Source organism: Bacillus songklensis, from assembly GCF_042649685.1.
Lineage (GTDB): Bacteria > Bacillota > Bacilli > Bacillales > Bacillaceae_H > Bacillus_BA > Bacillus_BA songklensis.
This window is the reverse complement of record NZ_JBHRZT010000072.1, coordinates 224,751-240,121: the sequence shown is the minus strand read 5'-3', so window position 1 is coordinate 240,121 and position 15,371 is coordinate 224,751. Positions and strand designations below refer to the sequence as shown.

The window sequence follows — 15,371 nt, the reverse complement described above, 5'->3', positions numbered from 1 at the left end:
TTTTATCCTTCTTCACCATCTTGTAATGAACGAAACGTACCTGCACCACCCGAATTCATTGATTCATTCAACCATTTTCGGATAGTGACAGGCGCGGATAAAAAGAACGGTGCAATTACCGGATAATGTTATGCGACATAAAGCAGACAAAATGGAGAAAGCAACATCCCTCTTTAAAAGAATCTTACATAAAGGGCAACAAGTTGGTCACACTACCTTATGGAAATGACTTTTAATAAAACGAGGGAAACGAGGGAAACGAATGAAACAAGTATTGCAACATGTGAAAGACGCATTGGAACAATCTTTCGACGATCCAAAAGCGCATGACTTGGACCACTGCATTAAAGAACTGGAACAGGCAAAGGCTGCAGCCGGCGACAAGGCTGCCATGTTGGAAGATGTCATCCGTGCGGTTACACATGCCAAACATGCACAAGTACAATTGGAGAATGCTGAGGACCTTTCTGCAACAAACGCCTTTGGAGGCGCCTATCGTGCGATTGATCAAGCAATCGAGGCATTCAGCGATCATAATAACGATCCATTCTAGGACAGGTGAGCAACCCTTACCTGTTTTTTATTGCTTTTAAGTATCTAAATATGCCAAATGTGACAGACACTGATACGTAAATTAATCTTTATACTCATAGGTAATCCCGTCATACTGTTTTAATCGTTTTCCGTCTAAAAAATCCAAAACCATTTCATTAAAAATATCGCGGCGCATGGTACTTAAAGGGTCAAATGCATCTTTGAATATAGCTAATGCCGCATCGGGAATATGTTTAAAAATAATTTCTCCCGCTTGCACTTCGGGACCAATGTTCTTTTTGTCTCCCACCATCACTAAAGTGGGAGCTGTTATTTTGTGGAGCTCGTTTGTATGCTCTGGAAATTCAGATGTTTTCATCGCCAATAGCATTTCTTTATCGACACTAATCGAATCTCGAATGATTTTCTTTGTGTATTCGTCTCTCCCATAAGGCATGAGGATTAGCTTTAAAATCAGTTCATAAGGCAGCCATTTGAAAATGGCATTTGATGCATGTAATACCCAGCCAGCAACTTTCGGCACTTCACTATAACTATTGGAAAGAACTAATTTCTCAACATATTCAGGGTATTGCACAGCAAATAAACTGGACACAACACCCCCTTGGGATAAACCGACAATGGAAATCCTGGAGATTCCCATAGCATCCAGGAAGTGCTTCACATCCTCAGCTAAAACCCGCATCGAATATTGATTGTTTGGAAAGATTTTTGATGATTCACCATGTCCTCTCATATCAATCATCATCATTTCGTATCGTTCTGAAAGCGATTCAATTTGCGGCTCCCACATTTTCCAGGACACGCCGCTTCCGTGGATAAAGAGAACTGGTTTACCCGTACCTCTTACTTCGTAATTCATGGTCATCCCGTTAACAAGAACCTTTGGCAATGATCACACCCCCAGCTATCCGCCGTATTCTTAAATCAAAAGTCAATGATATGTATAGCTTGCAAATCATTTTATTCTTAGAGTGCAGTAACAGCTCGATTTGCACATTCTCGATAAAAAAATCAACATGATCGGCCATTCGCTGCACAACTTCTTTTGTATCCTTCTGTTCATAATGCAGCAAATTATACTCTGCAACCATCGCGAAAAGGGGGTACTGGTACTCCGCGTCAAGCAGCCGGGGACTGAGCCGCCGTATACGTTTCAGCTCCATCATTTTTTCAAAAACGATTTCCAAAAAGTCTAAAGTCCTATAGGTAATGTCCTGAAGCAAGATATCTCTTGCTTCAGAGTCACGGTACTGTTCGTTATAGACGATGCGCCAGATTTTCTCCATGATAGGATCATCGATATGATCCATGAAATTCTGTACACCGCGATGCAGAAACTGTTCTGGCGTCATGCGCACAATAATGTCGTGGAGCTGCTCGATCGGAGGCAGAATGTTCACGATATCCCGGCGAAAATTGTGAAAGATCGTTGCCAGCAGCTCATCCTTGTACGGAAACGCCGGTGTACCCTTTCCTGGAAAATAAGTCGATGGCCGTGTCCAGTATTTTTTCTTTATTCGCGCTCTTAATGGGCTGTGATTGAAGGTCAACATAGACCCTTCGTTTGTTAGTCGGCCGCAATGTGATTCTCCCCTTTATCCTTACACTTACACGATATTAGCTATTTCAATCAAATTCCGATCCGGATCACGGATATAGACAGACTCGATTCTCCCGGTCGCCCCTGTTCGCGGGACAGGCCCTTCTTCAATCGGAACGTCGCATCGGTTCAGATGGCTTATCACCTGTCCTATAGGAACATTTGTAATCATGCATAAATCCGCGGACCCTGGAACCGGACAGTGGGCTTTTGGTTCGAACTCGTTCCCATGCTCATGGAGGTTTATTTTCTGACAGCCAAATTGAAGTGCTTTTCGTCCTTCCCCAAACGTTACGACCTTCATTCCAAGAACTCGTGAATAGAACGCACATGTTACCTCCACATCCTTGACCGTCAACACCAGATGATCAAGTCTTTCTATGCTGGGTTGCATGTTTTGATTTTCCTTCTCCATTTTCTCCCATCTCCTTCACTATCTTTTTCTTACTTGTCAGCCGCTTATGCGTAAAGAATTTGACATAGGCGTTTTTTGCTCATGTCAAATTCTTTATGTGGATTTATATCCATTAAGCAAATCTAACCTTGAAGATCATCCTCCCCGAAAGTAAAAGGCAATGCAGTACACACCTCTCAGAAAAACAACACAGAATGATAACAAGGCATTTTCCCTATTCGTTAAAACTAAACTTGTGTACATGGATGCATAGAAGAAACGAACGTTTGTTAATTTTTTATTATCGAGTAAATTATAAACTAATGTTCATTCTTCCGTTAACAATATTTATCATATTTTCAAAAAAACGGGATTATCCATAAAAGATGTATCTTATATTCCTGTCATGAGGGAGAATCTTTCTAAACCCCTCCCCCAATTCATTTCATTCCCTCACTCCGTTTCTTATTTAAACTTTAATAAAAACTTTACTCTCGCTTTAAATTGTTTTAAACCTTCAATGTTACGATGAAGATGACACCTATGAGGAGGGATCAGAAGTTGTCAATACTTCAAAGAGTATCATCTGTGTTCTTACTGTTACTATTCATTCTGGGAACATATGAACACGCAGCAACTTCACTCAATCATTCCAAAGCCAATGACTATATTCAAGTTCAATTGTTAGGCGTAAATGATTTTCACGGTCAACTTGACAGATATCAAAATGTATTAGAAATCCAGACAGGCGGTGCTGAATACTTGGCTGCCAATTTAAAGCAAGATAAACAAGAAAACGAACATACAATACTTATTCATGCTGGTGATATGGTCGGAGGAAGCCCGCCTATCTCTTCTCTATTCGAAGACGAACCGACGATTGAATTTCTAAACCTTCCAAACTTTGATGTTGGGACACTTGGAAATCATGAATTTGATGAAGGTGTTCATGAAATGAAACGCCTTATTCATGGAGGACTCCATGAAAAAACAGGTTCTATTTCAGGTGCCAATGCCTCTTATTGTTCCGCAAATGTAATCGATAAAAAAACCGGTACCCCATTGTTACCTCTTTGCGTAATTAAACAAATAAACGGAATCGATATTGATTTTATCGGTGTAGTCACTACCTGGACCAATCAGCTACTCCCCGAAAATCGAAAAAAAGTCGAAATTATGGATGAAGTCAAGGCGATTAACCAAACAGTCAAGCTGTTAAAAGAAAAAGAAATAAAATCCATTGTTGTATTCGCCCATGTCGCGGCTAAATCCGATTGGCCGGGGACAAATCCTCGTGAAGATTTAGTGAAGATGGCTTCAAAGATTGATGACGAGGTGGATATCATTTTTGACGGCCATAACCATTCATTTGCAAATACCGTCGTAGACGGTAAACTCATCGTTCCATCTTATTCGTATGGAAAAACTTTTTCTCAAGTAAGGCTTAGCATTGACCCTCATACAAAAGATATTGTTAAAAAGGAAGCAAATATTATCACCACATTGTCTAATAAAATAGAACCCGATCAAGAAACGATCACATTTTTAAAGAAATACAAAGAAAAAATGGAGGGGTATTCAAATAAAGTCGCAGGAGTCGCACCGAAGGAAATTACCCGAAAGCAAGATGCAAACGGTGAATTCCCTTTGACACAAATGGCGGCAGAATCCAAGCGAACTGAAGACAAGAAGAACATTTTACAAAATCCGTTTCACCGGGCTTTTGCTGCAGAATTAACCGGGGAATTAAGACAAATAGATACCGTGGCCCATCGCGGAGCGTCAGGGTATGCACCCGAAAACACCATTGCCGCTTTTGACAAAGCTGTGGAAATGAAAGCAGACTACATTGAAATTGATGTACAAAGGAGCAAGGACGGCCAATTAGTCATTATCCATGATAATACGGTTAACCGAACAACAGACGGTACAGGGTATGTCAAGGACTTAACGTTTGAACAGTTGAGAAGCCTGGATGCCGGCAGCTGGAAGGGAGAAGAATTTTCCGGAGAAAAAATCCCTACTTTTGAGGAAATTCTCGACAGATATCACGGGAAAATCGGTATTTTAATTGAATTAAAATCTCCAGAACTCTATCCCGGGATTGAAGAAAGCGTTGCTCAGGAATTAAAAGAACGCCATCTTGATAACCCGCAAAATGAAAAAATGATGATCCAATCATTTAACTTTGATTCATTGAAAAAAATGAATGCCCTCCTTCCAAAAGTTCCGATTGAAGTCCTCACATCTTCTAAAGCACACACGACAGAGCAAGCCCTAAAAGACTTTGCCGCTTACGCTGATTACTTTAACCCGATCTATGGAATTGTCACAGAAGATTTAGTCAATCGAGTACACGCACTCGGCATGAAAATCTCATCATGGACAGTCCGAAGCCATGAGTCTGCTGAATTTCTCTTAAATATGAACATGGACGCCATTATTACGGATTATCCGGATTATGTAGATCCAAGAAATTAACATTTCATTACTTTTTAACATTCGTACGATATTTTATTGCTACTGAAAAAGCAGCCGATCAGTAAGTTAGAAATTTATGAATGATACTGCATCTTTGAAATCAGAATTACTTAACTCATTCATCTTTTTCGTTTACAGTACGATAGGTTAGTAAAAAAATTAGATAAAGACCAAAGGTCATGAAGATTTTAAACTATGCGGTTTAGTAAATACAAATAAAGGGTATTAAAGGTTTTGGAGAATTATATCTACATGAAAGGGGGATATATAATGGAATTCATTTTTCAAGATTCATTTAAAATAAAAGAATTCATCGAAAATAATAAACAGAATTTTGAAGATGCATTATTATTAGAGGCAGTTAATGTAAAAGAAAAAATCTCCGAAATTTTAAGAATCGGCAATATTGATCTGGTAAACAATGCCCATAGGCTAGTTGTTTATGTTATTGATGGTAAAGAACAAGAACTTCAATCTTTTGCGAAACAAGAAGGTATAGCGTGGGCGACACAGTCAATAACATTATCATTCAAATTAGAGTGGGTTCAAGCCATTCGCAAAACCTTGTGGAATTTCATACAGAAGTATAACGAGTTAATGCATAAAGTTACAATTGAGGACTTTTTTCGAATGGAACAACAAGTAAATAATCGAATAGACCAATTTTTAAATGTTTTTTTTATTAATTATTCTACATACAAGGATTCATTGATAATGGCTCAAAGAAAATTGGTTGAAAATCTATCGGTTCCTATCATTCCAATAACTCCCTCTATGTGTATTTTGCCTTTGATTGGTTCGGTTGATTCGTTTCGAACCAATATCCTTGAGAAAAAAGTTTTGATGGAGATTGGGAGATTGCGTATTCGAACATTGATTATGGATTTATCCGGAATTGCGGATATGGAGAATGAAGCAATTGACCATTTAATGAAAATTATTGATGGATGTTCAATGATGGGATGTAATACTGTGATTACAGGGTTAAGAGCCGAAGTTGTTAGAAAAATAATACACTCGGGAATCACATTTAATAAAAAGATAAAAACATTGGGAACTTTACAACAAGCATTAAAAGAATACTTAGTAGGCTAAACGGATTTTATCTACCTTAACAGGCGGGAAATTTTAGTGGAGAGTTGCTTCGGCGGCTCTTTTTTATACTTAGCAGAAAGCATTCAACAAGAAATGGGTTTCAGGGCATGTGAAGAACTAAAGGTGCGGAAAAATGACCTTATTTCCAAGGTTGTTGACGATTTACATGTTGAAATAATCATATCTAGCCCATCAAATTTTAACAGAGTCTTTATTAACATGGCAATGTTTGTAGTACGTGTAGAAGTAAATACAGGAATGCTGTAGTAAAAAAGGTCTTTATAAGAGGTCAAATAGAAAGGAAGGTATATAAATACCTCCCACATGTTAAACATTACATATCATTTATCTATTTGTCATTCAAACCATCATCCAATCAATATTCCATATAGCCGACTCTTTCAATAAGGAAATAAAGACGGTTTTTCCTCCACTATCTACACCCAAAAGGTTGGATAACGTCTTGAATGATCAAGGTTATTGACGATTAAGGCTACTAAAACAATAATGATTGAACCTAGCAGGACAGGAGTAATTAAAAATGACCATCCGCTTCCGGCAGTTATCACCACCAACGGATCTGCGCCTGCTGGAGGATGCGTTGTTTTTGTTATCACCATTAATCCGATCGCTATTCCTACTGCCAAGGCCAATACGAGCGGGTGATTTCCGAAAAGGTGATATAAAGCCAAACCTACAGAGGTTGAAACTAAATGCCCTCCTACAATGTTACGAGGCTGTGAAAGAGGCGAATCCCATACACCAAACGCTAATACACAACTTGCTCCAAACGGGGCCATAATTAACAAAGAAGAAGTCATATTCGTTAAATAAGCGAGTATTCCAATCGTTAGAAATCCCCCGCAAAATCCAAGAAAGGATGTTTTAGGAATTGCCTTTAATGGATTTTCACTCGAGCCTTCCATTTTGCCCACATAGTTTTTTAAATATTCTTTAGCAGGCATTGCAACCTACACCTCCTTTACAACTATGTCTGCTGATAGAAACCCCTTGTAAAGATGAGGAAACTGCCTCAAAACCAGCATAAAGTCCATCCTCTTGAGGCAGCCAAGCCATTACAAAATAACAGGAGAGTAACCCTCTTTCATATAATTAGCAAAAGCCAAATGACCTCCGTTACCTTCTTCACCTATCAATGAAACCCCAGCTTCCTCCACTTCTGAAGCTACTTCGAAGAATCCAGCACAAGCCTGGCAGCCTCCTTGAACAATCCCCAGCTTCATCACTTGTTTAAATAACGGATTAAACGGATGGTCTGTTTTTTCAAATTCCCTAACCCACGTTGTCCCTGCCCCATCAAACACAATATCCACCTGGTAACCTGCCTCATGAAGTTCTTGACCATAAAGTAAGCCATGAACAGCCTTTGCCACATCATGAGAACCCGCTTGAATAACAATTAAAAATTTATTTGCCATTTTTGTTTCCCCCATTTAATTTTTTAAGCTACGAAAAACCAGCTAGTTAAAGTTCACACCCACAGCCATCGACTTGACCTAAGATTTTCTCGTGCAGACTGCTTTTTGTTTGTAAACCGGATACCCGATCCACTACTTTCCCATTCTTGAACAGAATTAACGTAGGGACGCTTGCAATCGTGAATTCCGTTGTTAGTTCTTTCTCTTCATCTACATTTACTTTCGCCATCTTGGCTTTTCCTTTCAATTCTTCTGCTAATTCCTCTACAATTGGTAATTGCATTTTACAAGGTCCGCACCAAGGTGCCCAAAAATCCACTAAAACAACACCCTCCTGGATTTGTTGATAAAAATTGTTCTTGCTTAGCACAGTCGCTGCCATTCTGTTCTCCTCCCTTTTATTATTTACAGATAACCGATTATACAGAATATAACTAAATGCATATTTAACTATTTAAATGGTTATCTATTTATTTATTATGTTATTCCATTATTTTCCTTTCGTCAATCATTTTCTGTTTTTTTGTAAAAAGGCTAAGTTAAATTTAAGTATGGATGCTTGACTCACTTCAAGCTGCCTGTAGATTTTTTGTCGAGTATATGAATCCACATAAATCATTTAACATGAGCAAAAAACATTCTCATGTTAAATGATTTACGCATAAGCGGCCGTCAATCTCCCTTTCGGGTTCTTGTCAGCCGCTTATACGAAGACTTTTGTAAGCTCGTTCAAGATGAAAAAAGAGGACGCAATTTAATTGACACACCTTATAGCCATTTACTTTTCCTATGTATATAATGAAAATAATAACCATTTAAATATGCAAAAGGTGATGATGATGGCAGATAAAGGACTATTTTTAAAAATTGACCCTAATTTCCCTCTTCCTATTAATGTACAAATTAAAGAGCAAATTAAATGGCTGATCGGTATTGGCATCGTTAAACCCGGGGAATATTTACCTCCTACAAACCAACTGGCCGAACACCTTCAATTAAACCGGAATACCATTAATTGGGTGTATACCCAACTTCGGGATGAGGGAATTGTCCTCATGCAAAAAGGAAGAGGTACGCAAGTAGCTGAAGACGCAAAAGTAGAAGAGCTAAAAGCAAAAAGGATGCCGATGCTCACTTTTATCGAAAAGACCATTCAGGAAGCATCGGAACAAGGATTCGATTTAGAGGAAGTCATTCTTTCCAGCTTTGCTTTTATCCAACTTTCCAATAATCATCTAGAAAAAAACAACGTTCAAATTTTATTCATTGAATGCCGGGAACACGACTATGCGTTTTATAGACAAGAAATCGAGCAGTTAACCGGAGCGAACGTTCGAACGGTTTTTGTAGAAGATTTACACGCAGCACATGATGTAAAAGAAGCGATTGAACAGACCGATTTTATTGTCACTACCTTAAATCACGATGAGGAAGTTAGGGAACTGTTGGCTCACTGTGATAAGAAAATCCTCACGATTGGCGCTACAGCAGAGATGCCGTTGATGATTGACATTGCGAAAATGGAACCGGGGAGCAAAGTCGGCTTTGTTTGCTTAGGGAATAAAGGAGGACAATGGATGTCTCAGAGGGTGCAGGATGCGGGAATATCTCAAATTGTGAGCATGCCCCGGGGGACATCTAATCACGAAAAGTTGCTTGAGACTTTAAAAGAGGCTGATCGCATCTACGCTTCCCCCGTTGTCTATGATAAAGTCAAGGAACTCGCTCCAGATAAAACCATGCTTTATCCTTTAAAACTGGAAAAAAGTAGTGAAGCTCTCTTGAAAGATTTAACCAACCCGAAGCGTTAATACATTAAAAGCGAACCAAACACCCTGTTATCGTATCCATAATAGGGTGTTTTTATTTTTATATTTAGTTTATCCAACCATTGACACCTAAAACATATTTACCTATTATTATAGTTAAATATTTAAATGAAAAATAAGTTCTGATGACAACGAGAATGAGAACTAAAGGAGATGGACAAAATGAGTTCCATTTATCATTCCGGAGAAATGGAAGTACAAAGACTTGCCGGAGTACAGCATATGGCCGCTCAAACCGGAAAATCAATTCGGGATTTCATTCCCCCCGTTGCCGGCGAATTTTTACAGCAGCAAACCATGTTAATTGCAGGCTCAACCGATCCATACAATCAAGTTTGGACTTCTATTCTAACAGGAGCACCCGGGTTTATCATCGTTAAAGACCAACAAACAGTGGAAATTCACTCCTCACTAGACAAGGCTGATCCTTTATTCAAAAATCTCAAAACACACGAACAAATCGGGATACTGGCCATTGATTTTCAAACACGAAAAAGAATGAGGATAAATGGAAAGGCTCGCATCGCGGATGATGTAATACAAGTAAAAACAGAGCAAGTTTATTCTAACTGCCCCAAATATATTCAGGCTCGCACTCCAGTCCCGCTTTTAAGAAATAAAAATCCAGACCTTACTCAAGAAGCAACACACACGAATATTCTTTCAAATACTCAAAAAAGTTGGATTCGACTTGCAGACACCTTTTTTATCGCAACTTCAGGGCCGGACTATCGTACAGATGCGTCCCACCGGGGAGGTTATCCGGGATTTATAAAAGTGATCTCCAATACGTCTCTCATATTCCCTGACTATTTTGGAAACGCAATGTTTAACACACTCGGCAACATCTATTCTAACCCTCAAACCAGTTTGCTCTTTATTGATTTCAACAATGGAAGCACTCTTCAGCTGATTGGCAAATCGACCATTCTATGGGATGAGCATAACCTGGCAAAAAGTCCGGGGGCAGAACGGCTTATTCAATTTGAGATTGAACAAATAATCGAAAAAATGAATCATTTGCCATTTCACCAGAATTTTTCAGAATATTCACCCTTTAATCCTGAATAGCTTCTCGTATACCCGCATCCATGCCTCACTCAAATTTAAACTAGATAACTAGAACGGGATAAAGTGTTATGATCCCCTTGCTTATGGTTCGGTTGAAAATCGAGAATATTTCCATCCTTTTTGGCACATGAGTAAGATTGGCACGTATCACTTCAGAATGAAGATAGAGCGTTAAACTGTAGCTTTCTTCATTTTAATTGTCGCCAATTGAAGGAATACAATCAGGGTTTATGGAATTATTCTATGGAAGATCATGTGATCATTAAAACCGTACTGGATGAGGTGATAGGAAATGGATCAAGCTTTATTCATTTTAATAATCTTACTAATTGCGCCTCTTTTCTATGTTTTATATGCAAGCAGAAAAGCGCAGAAAAATTCCTATATTGAAAATAGTGCCAAACTCACAATTTATGGAAATGTTCAATTTGCCGATGGTATAGATCGTCATGTCGTCTCTAAAATCGAGTTATACAGCGATAAAATCATGATTAATAAAGTAGCGATGATTCCTATAAAGAGAATCGAAAAGGTTGAATACTCTAAAGTAATAAGAAAAGAAACAAAAGAAGACGGAAACGCGGTTAATCGATACTTTGGTGATTTAAAAATACTGTTTATAGATAAAAATGGACAGGACTCATTCATCCAATGTGAGACACCAAAACACAATCAATTCCATTTCATGTCTCAATACGAAGATATGAAAAAAGCCATCAATAATTTGATTGGCGTCGGAAATCAAACAACCACAGCACCTCTTCAAGAGCCGTATGAACTATAAATAATTCAGTTGATATAAAAAGCATCCTACCGGTTTACTTCAGGCTTTTTTGCATTTATTCTAGAAGTGGATTTACATAGACACTAGAGTAATGTAAAGGAGGAAATCACCATTTCTATTTTAATGAATGAAAGCACCATCAACAGTAAACATCTATGCCGCCCAATGGATATAGCCTGGGTATTTTCAGATCAACTGCAAGAGGGAGAAGTTCAGCTTCTTTTTGTACAGGATGGCAAGAATTACGTCAAGTCTGTCGGGCTGAAGGAAAGCTTTGAACAACTTATAAACGAACAGCCGAATCTGGCATCAAACGTGGTAATGGTGCTGATCCATCCCGGCTCATCGTCCGAGCGCAGGACCATTTACCATCCCCATGGTGAAAACCATCAGGCCTTTGTGAACTTCTTTTATGAAGAGCTGTTGCCTGACGTAAAGGGAAAAATGGAAGCCATTGACCTGACGATTGCGAAAATGGGTTCCATTAGTGATTCATTGGGGGCAGTTGCGAATTTATATTTGGCTATGAAAAAACCGGACTTATGGTCTCATATTCTCCTACAGTCTGCTGCCTTTGAGCCGTTTATGCTTGAAGATGCACATGAGCACATTCAAAACGTGAACTGGAACATCTATCAAGTGGTTGGAGAGCAGGAAAAGGAATTTACATCACCAATAAGCGGAAAGACCTTATTTATTTATGAGAATAACCAAAAATTCAGAGATTTGTTTAAAGAAAAAGGAATCTCTCTTGCTTATTACGAGGAAGATGAAAGCCATCGATGGGTGTTCTGGAAAAAGGATTTGCCGCGGGCTCTTCGATTTTTTATTGAGAATCAATAAAGGAGCCTGCCACCGTACTACGTCAATCGTTGTGCATTTGCAGGCAGGTTCTGGTACGAACATACCTCACTGGAAACATCGAATGGCAATATCCTGTTAACTTGGAGATTAAGCGGCTAATCCAAACAGCTTATGAATGAATAACTGTTTTTTCATACTGATACACATCCTTAAAGCCCTTGGATCCTATTAAATCTAAGGGCTTTTCAATGCAGCGTAATAGACATTTTGCTGCATTAGAAGTTTATGAACACAGTATTTTTCTTCTTTTAAAATATCTAATCTGACAAAATCTTATTATTTATTCAATACAGCTTTAAAATTTATTTTATGTGCTTGATAATAGAAATAGGAAGATGAAAAAAATTCCACATAGAAAGAACGTCTACCTAAAACAAGGAGGAACAAAATGATTGCATTTGTGTTAGTTGTATTGACCTTATTCCTCATACCTGGACCAGCCGTGATGCTGACCCTGGCTCAAAGTATAAGCGGAGGAAGAAGGAATGGCATTTTTACGGGCCTCGGAATCGCTGTTGGTGATCTGATTCACACGATGGCTTCAGCACTCGGTCTCTCTGCTATTTTAATGACGTCGGCACTCGCTTTCGAGATGATAAAATATTTGGGTGCAGCATATCTATTTTACCTGGGGGTGCGTGCTTTTTTAGAAAAATCAACGAGACTCACTATGCCGTCAGTTGAGCCTGCCAATTCCAGTCGTTCCTTTACTCAGGCGGTTTTGACTGAAGTACTCAATCCAAAAACGGCATTGTTCTTCCTTTCCTTCCTACCCCAATTTGTACATCCGGAAAACGGTTCAGTGGTCATCCAACTATTAATTCTCGGTCTAACATTTGTCGCATTGAGCATAACATACACCACACTTATAGCAATTATTGCTGGTTCATTGAGCCAATGGCTCTCTAGAAACCAAACCATTGCACGTTGGCAGGGTAAAGTTGTCGGATTTGTCTACTTCGGCTTATGTGTACACATGGCTTTACAACACCAAAATAAATAGAAACTTAAATACAATAATGAACCTCCCCCACTTACTCGCTATCGCTCCTTGAAGCGGGGGTTTTTTAGCACCAACGAGAGAGAGTTCCCGTAAGAAGCGGATGTGCAGGGGCAGGGGAATCTTTCCTTTGTCTGACTAAGCCACATCTATCTCTCATGGACAGAATGGAGGTGGTAGTTCTCTTTTGTCAGCGCCTGGAGAGTAGATTGGTTGATCCATTTCTGATAAAATGCGTGTGCCTACTCTATTCATTTCTAGTTAACATAAAGCTCTTTATCGGCAATTAAAAAGGGGCTGCCCCAAAAGAACACGTAAAGTGTCCTTTTGGGAGTCATCCCCCTCTTTTAAAAACTATTATTTCACTTCATTAATGAAAGACTGTAAATCTTCTTTCGTTGCTTTAGAGAGCTGTTTGATTTTTTCTATGTCTTTATCCGGCTTTCCTGATTCCCCAATTAAAGGATAAAGGTTTTTCTCAATCCGCTCATACCAATCGGGATACTGTTCTTCTACTTGCTCTTCAAACGAATCCCAGTTCGAAGCGATTTCTTTGCCGAATTTTTGAATGTTAGCTGCATCCGCGCCCGCGTTTATTTCTTGTTCCAAAGTGCTTATCGATTGAAGCACTGTATGGACTCCATCTTTAATAGCCGTTGTTCCTTTAGAGTCTTCCGTACTTCCCTCAGCGTTTTCGCCGGTTGTTTCAGTAGTAGTGTCCGTGTTTGTCCCATTATTCTCTTCCATATTCGTTACTGTATTGGCTTCTTCTTGTTGTTCTCCTGACGTACTCCCGACCTCATCCGGATTGGTCGTATTGTTGCATCCGGCCAGAAAAAGTGTTCCCAAAACGAATCCCGCTCCTAATAAACGAAAATTTTTCAATGTTTTTCCTCCCTTATGAAAGTGTAGAGACAGGTACCTCATCAAAGGATTTCCATAAAGACAAACGATCCCTTTTTTCAATTCAGTTATACGTTTGTTAAGCGGAAACTAACCAAAAGAAGGGATCTATGAAAAGCTGTCTAATAGTTGATATTTCCATCTTCTCTTTCTTTTAAACCTATAAACCATTTCATGGTGAAAAATCAAACTATATGATTTGACTTTATGATACTAAATACACAATATTTATATATTGTAATTTCGCGATATATCAATATTGTTTTAATGATTGACCAGTAACATTTTGAACAATACATCCGTTCAACACTATAAATCATGATTTAAGAGGAGTTGGTGAGATTGTTAGAACATCATCGCGCATACCAAAAAATGTACCAAAAAGACAAAATGACACTTGGTTTTTCATTACCAACTGCCAAAATGCCCAAGACACCAACAATGGAAAATCAGTTGCAGCTTGCTCGTAATTTGGTCATTTTGCATGATCATTATATATCCTCATTTTTAATTGTCAAATTTCTTCTAAAAGTTTCATAGGGACACATGGCGATTTTTTTCTTTTTTTAATCACTAGAACCAATTAACTAACTTTTAAAAACTAAAAATTAATCCTAGAAACTTGATCATGAACTTTCGTTTTTCAAATGTCTCAGGGGCACATGACAATTTCTTCTTCCTTAACCACTAGAGTCAATTAACTAACTCTATAAAATAAAAAAAGATTGAGTATCTACTCAACCCATTGGTACCAGTTCTTCTTGAAATATCTTTTCAGCTTTTTATCCCCTCTCTTCACAAACACACTGTTATTCCTTTTATATTCTCTTGGTCTGTGTCCAACCTCTTTTTGATTAAATGAATTTTTGATTAAATGAACTTTTCATTAGACTGACATCTCCTTTTTTGAGATAAGATGCCAGATTATAGCAACGTTTTGATTTTTACAGAAATCTCCTTAAATATAGGAACTTAAAGTATTAATTCCCCACTAGCTATAGTAATAGGAGCATCCGCACTGCAAACAATTTCTGACAGTCCTAATGTCTGCAATTTATTCCAACACTTCATAGAAACACCTTTAAAAAATATAGATAAATTTCTATGATTAGCTTCAATTGACCAATTTAATAAATCGACCAAACCAGTCGAATCAATATAGGAAACTCCCGAAAGATTAATGACAATGCCGCTAGAATTTTGGCTCAAGTTAATTAAATCAATCTCTCGACCAAGATAATCAGACAAACAACCTTCCAGCTTAATCGTTAGAAGCCGTTTCTTTCGACTTATAAAAATAGATAACATGGATTACACCTCACGTAATTAGGTATTTTTTCCTAGTTAAAAAGC

At 38.4% G+C, this 15,371-nt stretch carries 17 protein-coding genes and 1 pseudogene; 10 read left to right on the top strand and 8 right to left on the bottom strand.

From position 1 onward, the window contains the following. The first annotated feature begins 262 nt into the window (after positions 1-262). Positions 263-553 (top strand): hypothetical protein, encoded by a 291-nt coding sequence (locus ACFOU2_RS19985; protein WP_377918063.1) that lies wholly within the window; start codon positions 263-265, stop codon positions 551-553. Between the two features lie 81 nt (positions 554-634). Here ACFOU2_RS19985 and ACFOU2_RS19980 read toward each other — a convergent pair whose 3' ends face one another. Genes ACFOU2_RS19980 through ACFOU2_RS19970 form a run of 3 tightly spaced genes read right to left on the bottom strand, consistent with a single transcriptional unit; the run spans position 635 to position 2,573 of the window. After that, a complete protein-coding gene (locus ACFOU2_RS19980; RefSeq protein WP_377918062.1) occupies positions 635-1,447 on the bottom strand; it encodes an alpha/beta fold hydrolase in 813 nt (270 codons plus the stop codon). Then, complete coding sequence (locus ACFOU2_RS19975) at positions 1,428-2,108, bottom strand: hypothetical protein (RefSeq protein WP_377918061.1); 681 nt, start codon at positions 2,106-2,108, stop codon at positions 1,428-1,430. Before ACFOU2_RS19975 ends, ACFOU2_RS19980 begins: the two co-directional genes overlap by 20 nt. Positions 2,109-2,165: 57 nt before the next feature. Continuing rightward, entirely contained in the window at positions 2,166-2,573 is a 408-nt protein-coding gene (locus ACFOU2_RS19970) for a VOC family protein (RefSeq protein ID WP_377918060.1), read from the bottom strand. Between the two features lie 507 nt (positions 2,574-3,080). Here ACFOU2_RS19970 and ACFOU2_RS19965 point away from each other — a divergent pair. The 3 genes and pseudogenes from ACFOU2_RS19965 to ACFOU2_RS19955 form a co-directional block, all read left to right on the top strand. Next, positions 3,081-3,908, top strand: a pseudogene (locus ACFOU2_RS19965) (metallophosphoesterase); the annotation flags it as partial. 300 nt (positions 3,909-4,208) lie between these two features. Continuing rightward, positions 4,209-5,033: a glycerophosphodiester phosphodiesterase gene (locus ACFOU2_RS19960; RefSeq protein ID WP_377918679.1), complete on the top strand. Its 825-nt coding sequence runs from the start codon at positions 4,209-4,211 to the stop codon at positions 5,031-5,033. 270 nt (positions 5,034-5,303) lie between these two features. Further along, positions 5,304-6,128 carry an STAS domain-containing protein gene (locus tag ACFOU2_RS19955; protein ID WP_377918059.1) on the top strand — a complete coding sequence of 275 codons (825 nt, stop codon included), beginning with the start codon at positions 5,304-5,306 and terminating at the stop codon, positions 6,126-6,128. 437 nt (positions 6,129-6,565) lie between these two features. Here ACFOU2_RS19955 and ACFOU2_RS19950 read toward each other — a convergent pair whose 3' ends face one another. The 3 genes from ACFOU2_RS19950 to trxA all read right to left on the bottom strand — a co-directional run bounded on the left by ACFOU2_RS19950 (position 6,566) and on the right by trxA (position 7,994). Continuing rightward, positions 6,566-7,093 carry an HPP family protein gene (locus ACFOU2_RS19950; protein WP_377918058.1) on the bottom strand — a complete coding sequence of 176 codons (528 nt, stop codon included), beginning with the start codon at positions 7,091-7,093 and terminating at the stop codon, positions 6,566-6,568. A gap of 111 nt (positions 7,094-7,204) precedes the next feature. Then, the gene (locus tag ACFOU2_RS19945; RefSeq protein WP_377918057.1) at positions 7,205-7,567 is read right to left on the bottom strand and encodes a DsrE family protein; all 363 of its coding nucleotides are present in this window, start codon (positions 7,565-7,567) and stop codon (positions 7,205-7,207) included. Positions 7,568-7,613: 46 nt separating this feature from the next. Beyond that, positions 7,614-7,994 carry a thioredoxin gene (gene trxA, locus ACFOU2_RS19940; protein ID WP_377918678.1) on the bottom strand — a complete coding sequence of 127 codons (381 nt, stop codon included), beginning with the start codon at positions 7,992-7,994 and terminating at the stop codon, positions 7,614-7,616. A gap of 331 nt (positions 7,995-8,325) precedes the next feature. Between trxA and ACFOU2_RS19935 the strand changes: the two genes are divergently transcribed. The 5 genes from ACFOU2_RS19935 (at position 8,326) to ACFOU2_RS19915 (ending at position 13,118) form a co-directional block, all read left to right on the top strand. Then, entirely contained in the window at positions 8,326-9,378 is a 1,053-nt protein-coding gene (locus tag ACFOU2_RS19935) for a GntR family transcriptional regulator (RefSeq protein ID WP_377918056.1), read from the top strand. Between the two features lie 180 nt (positions 9,379-9,558). After that, complete coding sequence (locus ACFOU2_RS19930) at positions 9,559-10,467, top strand: pyridoxamine 5'-phosphate oxidase family protein (RefSeq protein ID WP_377918055.1); 909 nt, start codon at positions 9,559-9,561, stop codon at positions 10,465-10,467. A gap of 292 nt (positions 10,468-10,759) precedes the next feature. Next, on the top strand, positions 10,760-11,251 hold the full coding sequence (locus ACFOU2_RS19925; protein ID WP_377918054.1) for a hypothetical protein: 492 nt from the start codon (positions 10,760-10,762) through the stop codon (positions 11,249-11,251). Positions 11,252-11,374: 123 nt separating this feature from the next. Then, positions 11,375-12,094 carry an alpha/beta hydrolase gene (locus tag ACFOU2_RS19920; RefSeq protein ID WP_377918053.1) on the top strand — a complete coding sequence of 240 codons (720 nt, stop codon included), beginning with the start codon at positions 11,375-11,377 and terminating at the stop codon, positions 12,092-12,094. 409 nt (positions 12,095-12,503) lie between these two features. Continuing rightward, the gene (locus ACFOU2_RS19915; protein ID WP_377918052.1) at positions 12,504-13,118 is read left to right on the top strand and encodes a LysE family translocator; all 615 of its coding nucleotides are present in this window, start codon (positions 12,504-12,506) and stop codon (positions 13,116-13,118) included. Between the two features lie 354 nt (positions 13,119-13,472). Here ACFOU2_RS19915 and ACFOU2_RS19910 read toward each other — a convergent pair whose 3' ends face one another. Then, entirely contained in the window at positions 13,473-14,000 is a 528-nt protein-coding gene (locus tag ACFOU2_RS19910; protein WP_377918051.1) for a hypothetical protein, read from the bottom strand. A gap of 354 nt (positions 14,001-14,354) precedes the next feature. Between ACFOU2_RS19910 and ACFOU2_RS19905 the strand changes: the two genes are divergently transcribed. Beyond that, the gene (locus ACFOU2_RS19905) at positions 14,355-14,558 is read left to right on the top strand and encodes a hypothetical protein (RefSeq protein WP_377918050.1); all 204 of its coding nucleotides are present in this window, start codon (positions 14,355-14,357) and stop codon (positions 14,556-14,558) included. 432 nt (positions 14,559-14,990) lie between these two features. On the opposite strand, the gene ACFOU2_RS19900 is transcribed toward ACFOU2_RS19905, so the two are convergent. After that, positions 14,991-15,326, bottom strand: coding sequence for an STAS domain-containing protein (locus tag ACFOU2_RS19900; protein ID WP_377918049.1), 336 nt, complete (start codon positions 15,324-15,326; stop codon positions 14,991-14,993). Between the last annotated feature and the right edge of the window lie 45 nt (positions 15,327-15,371).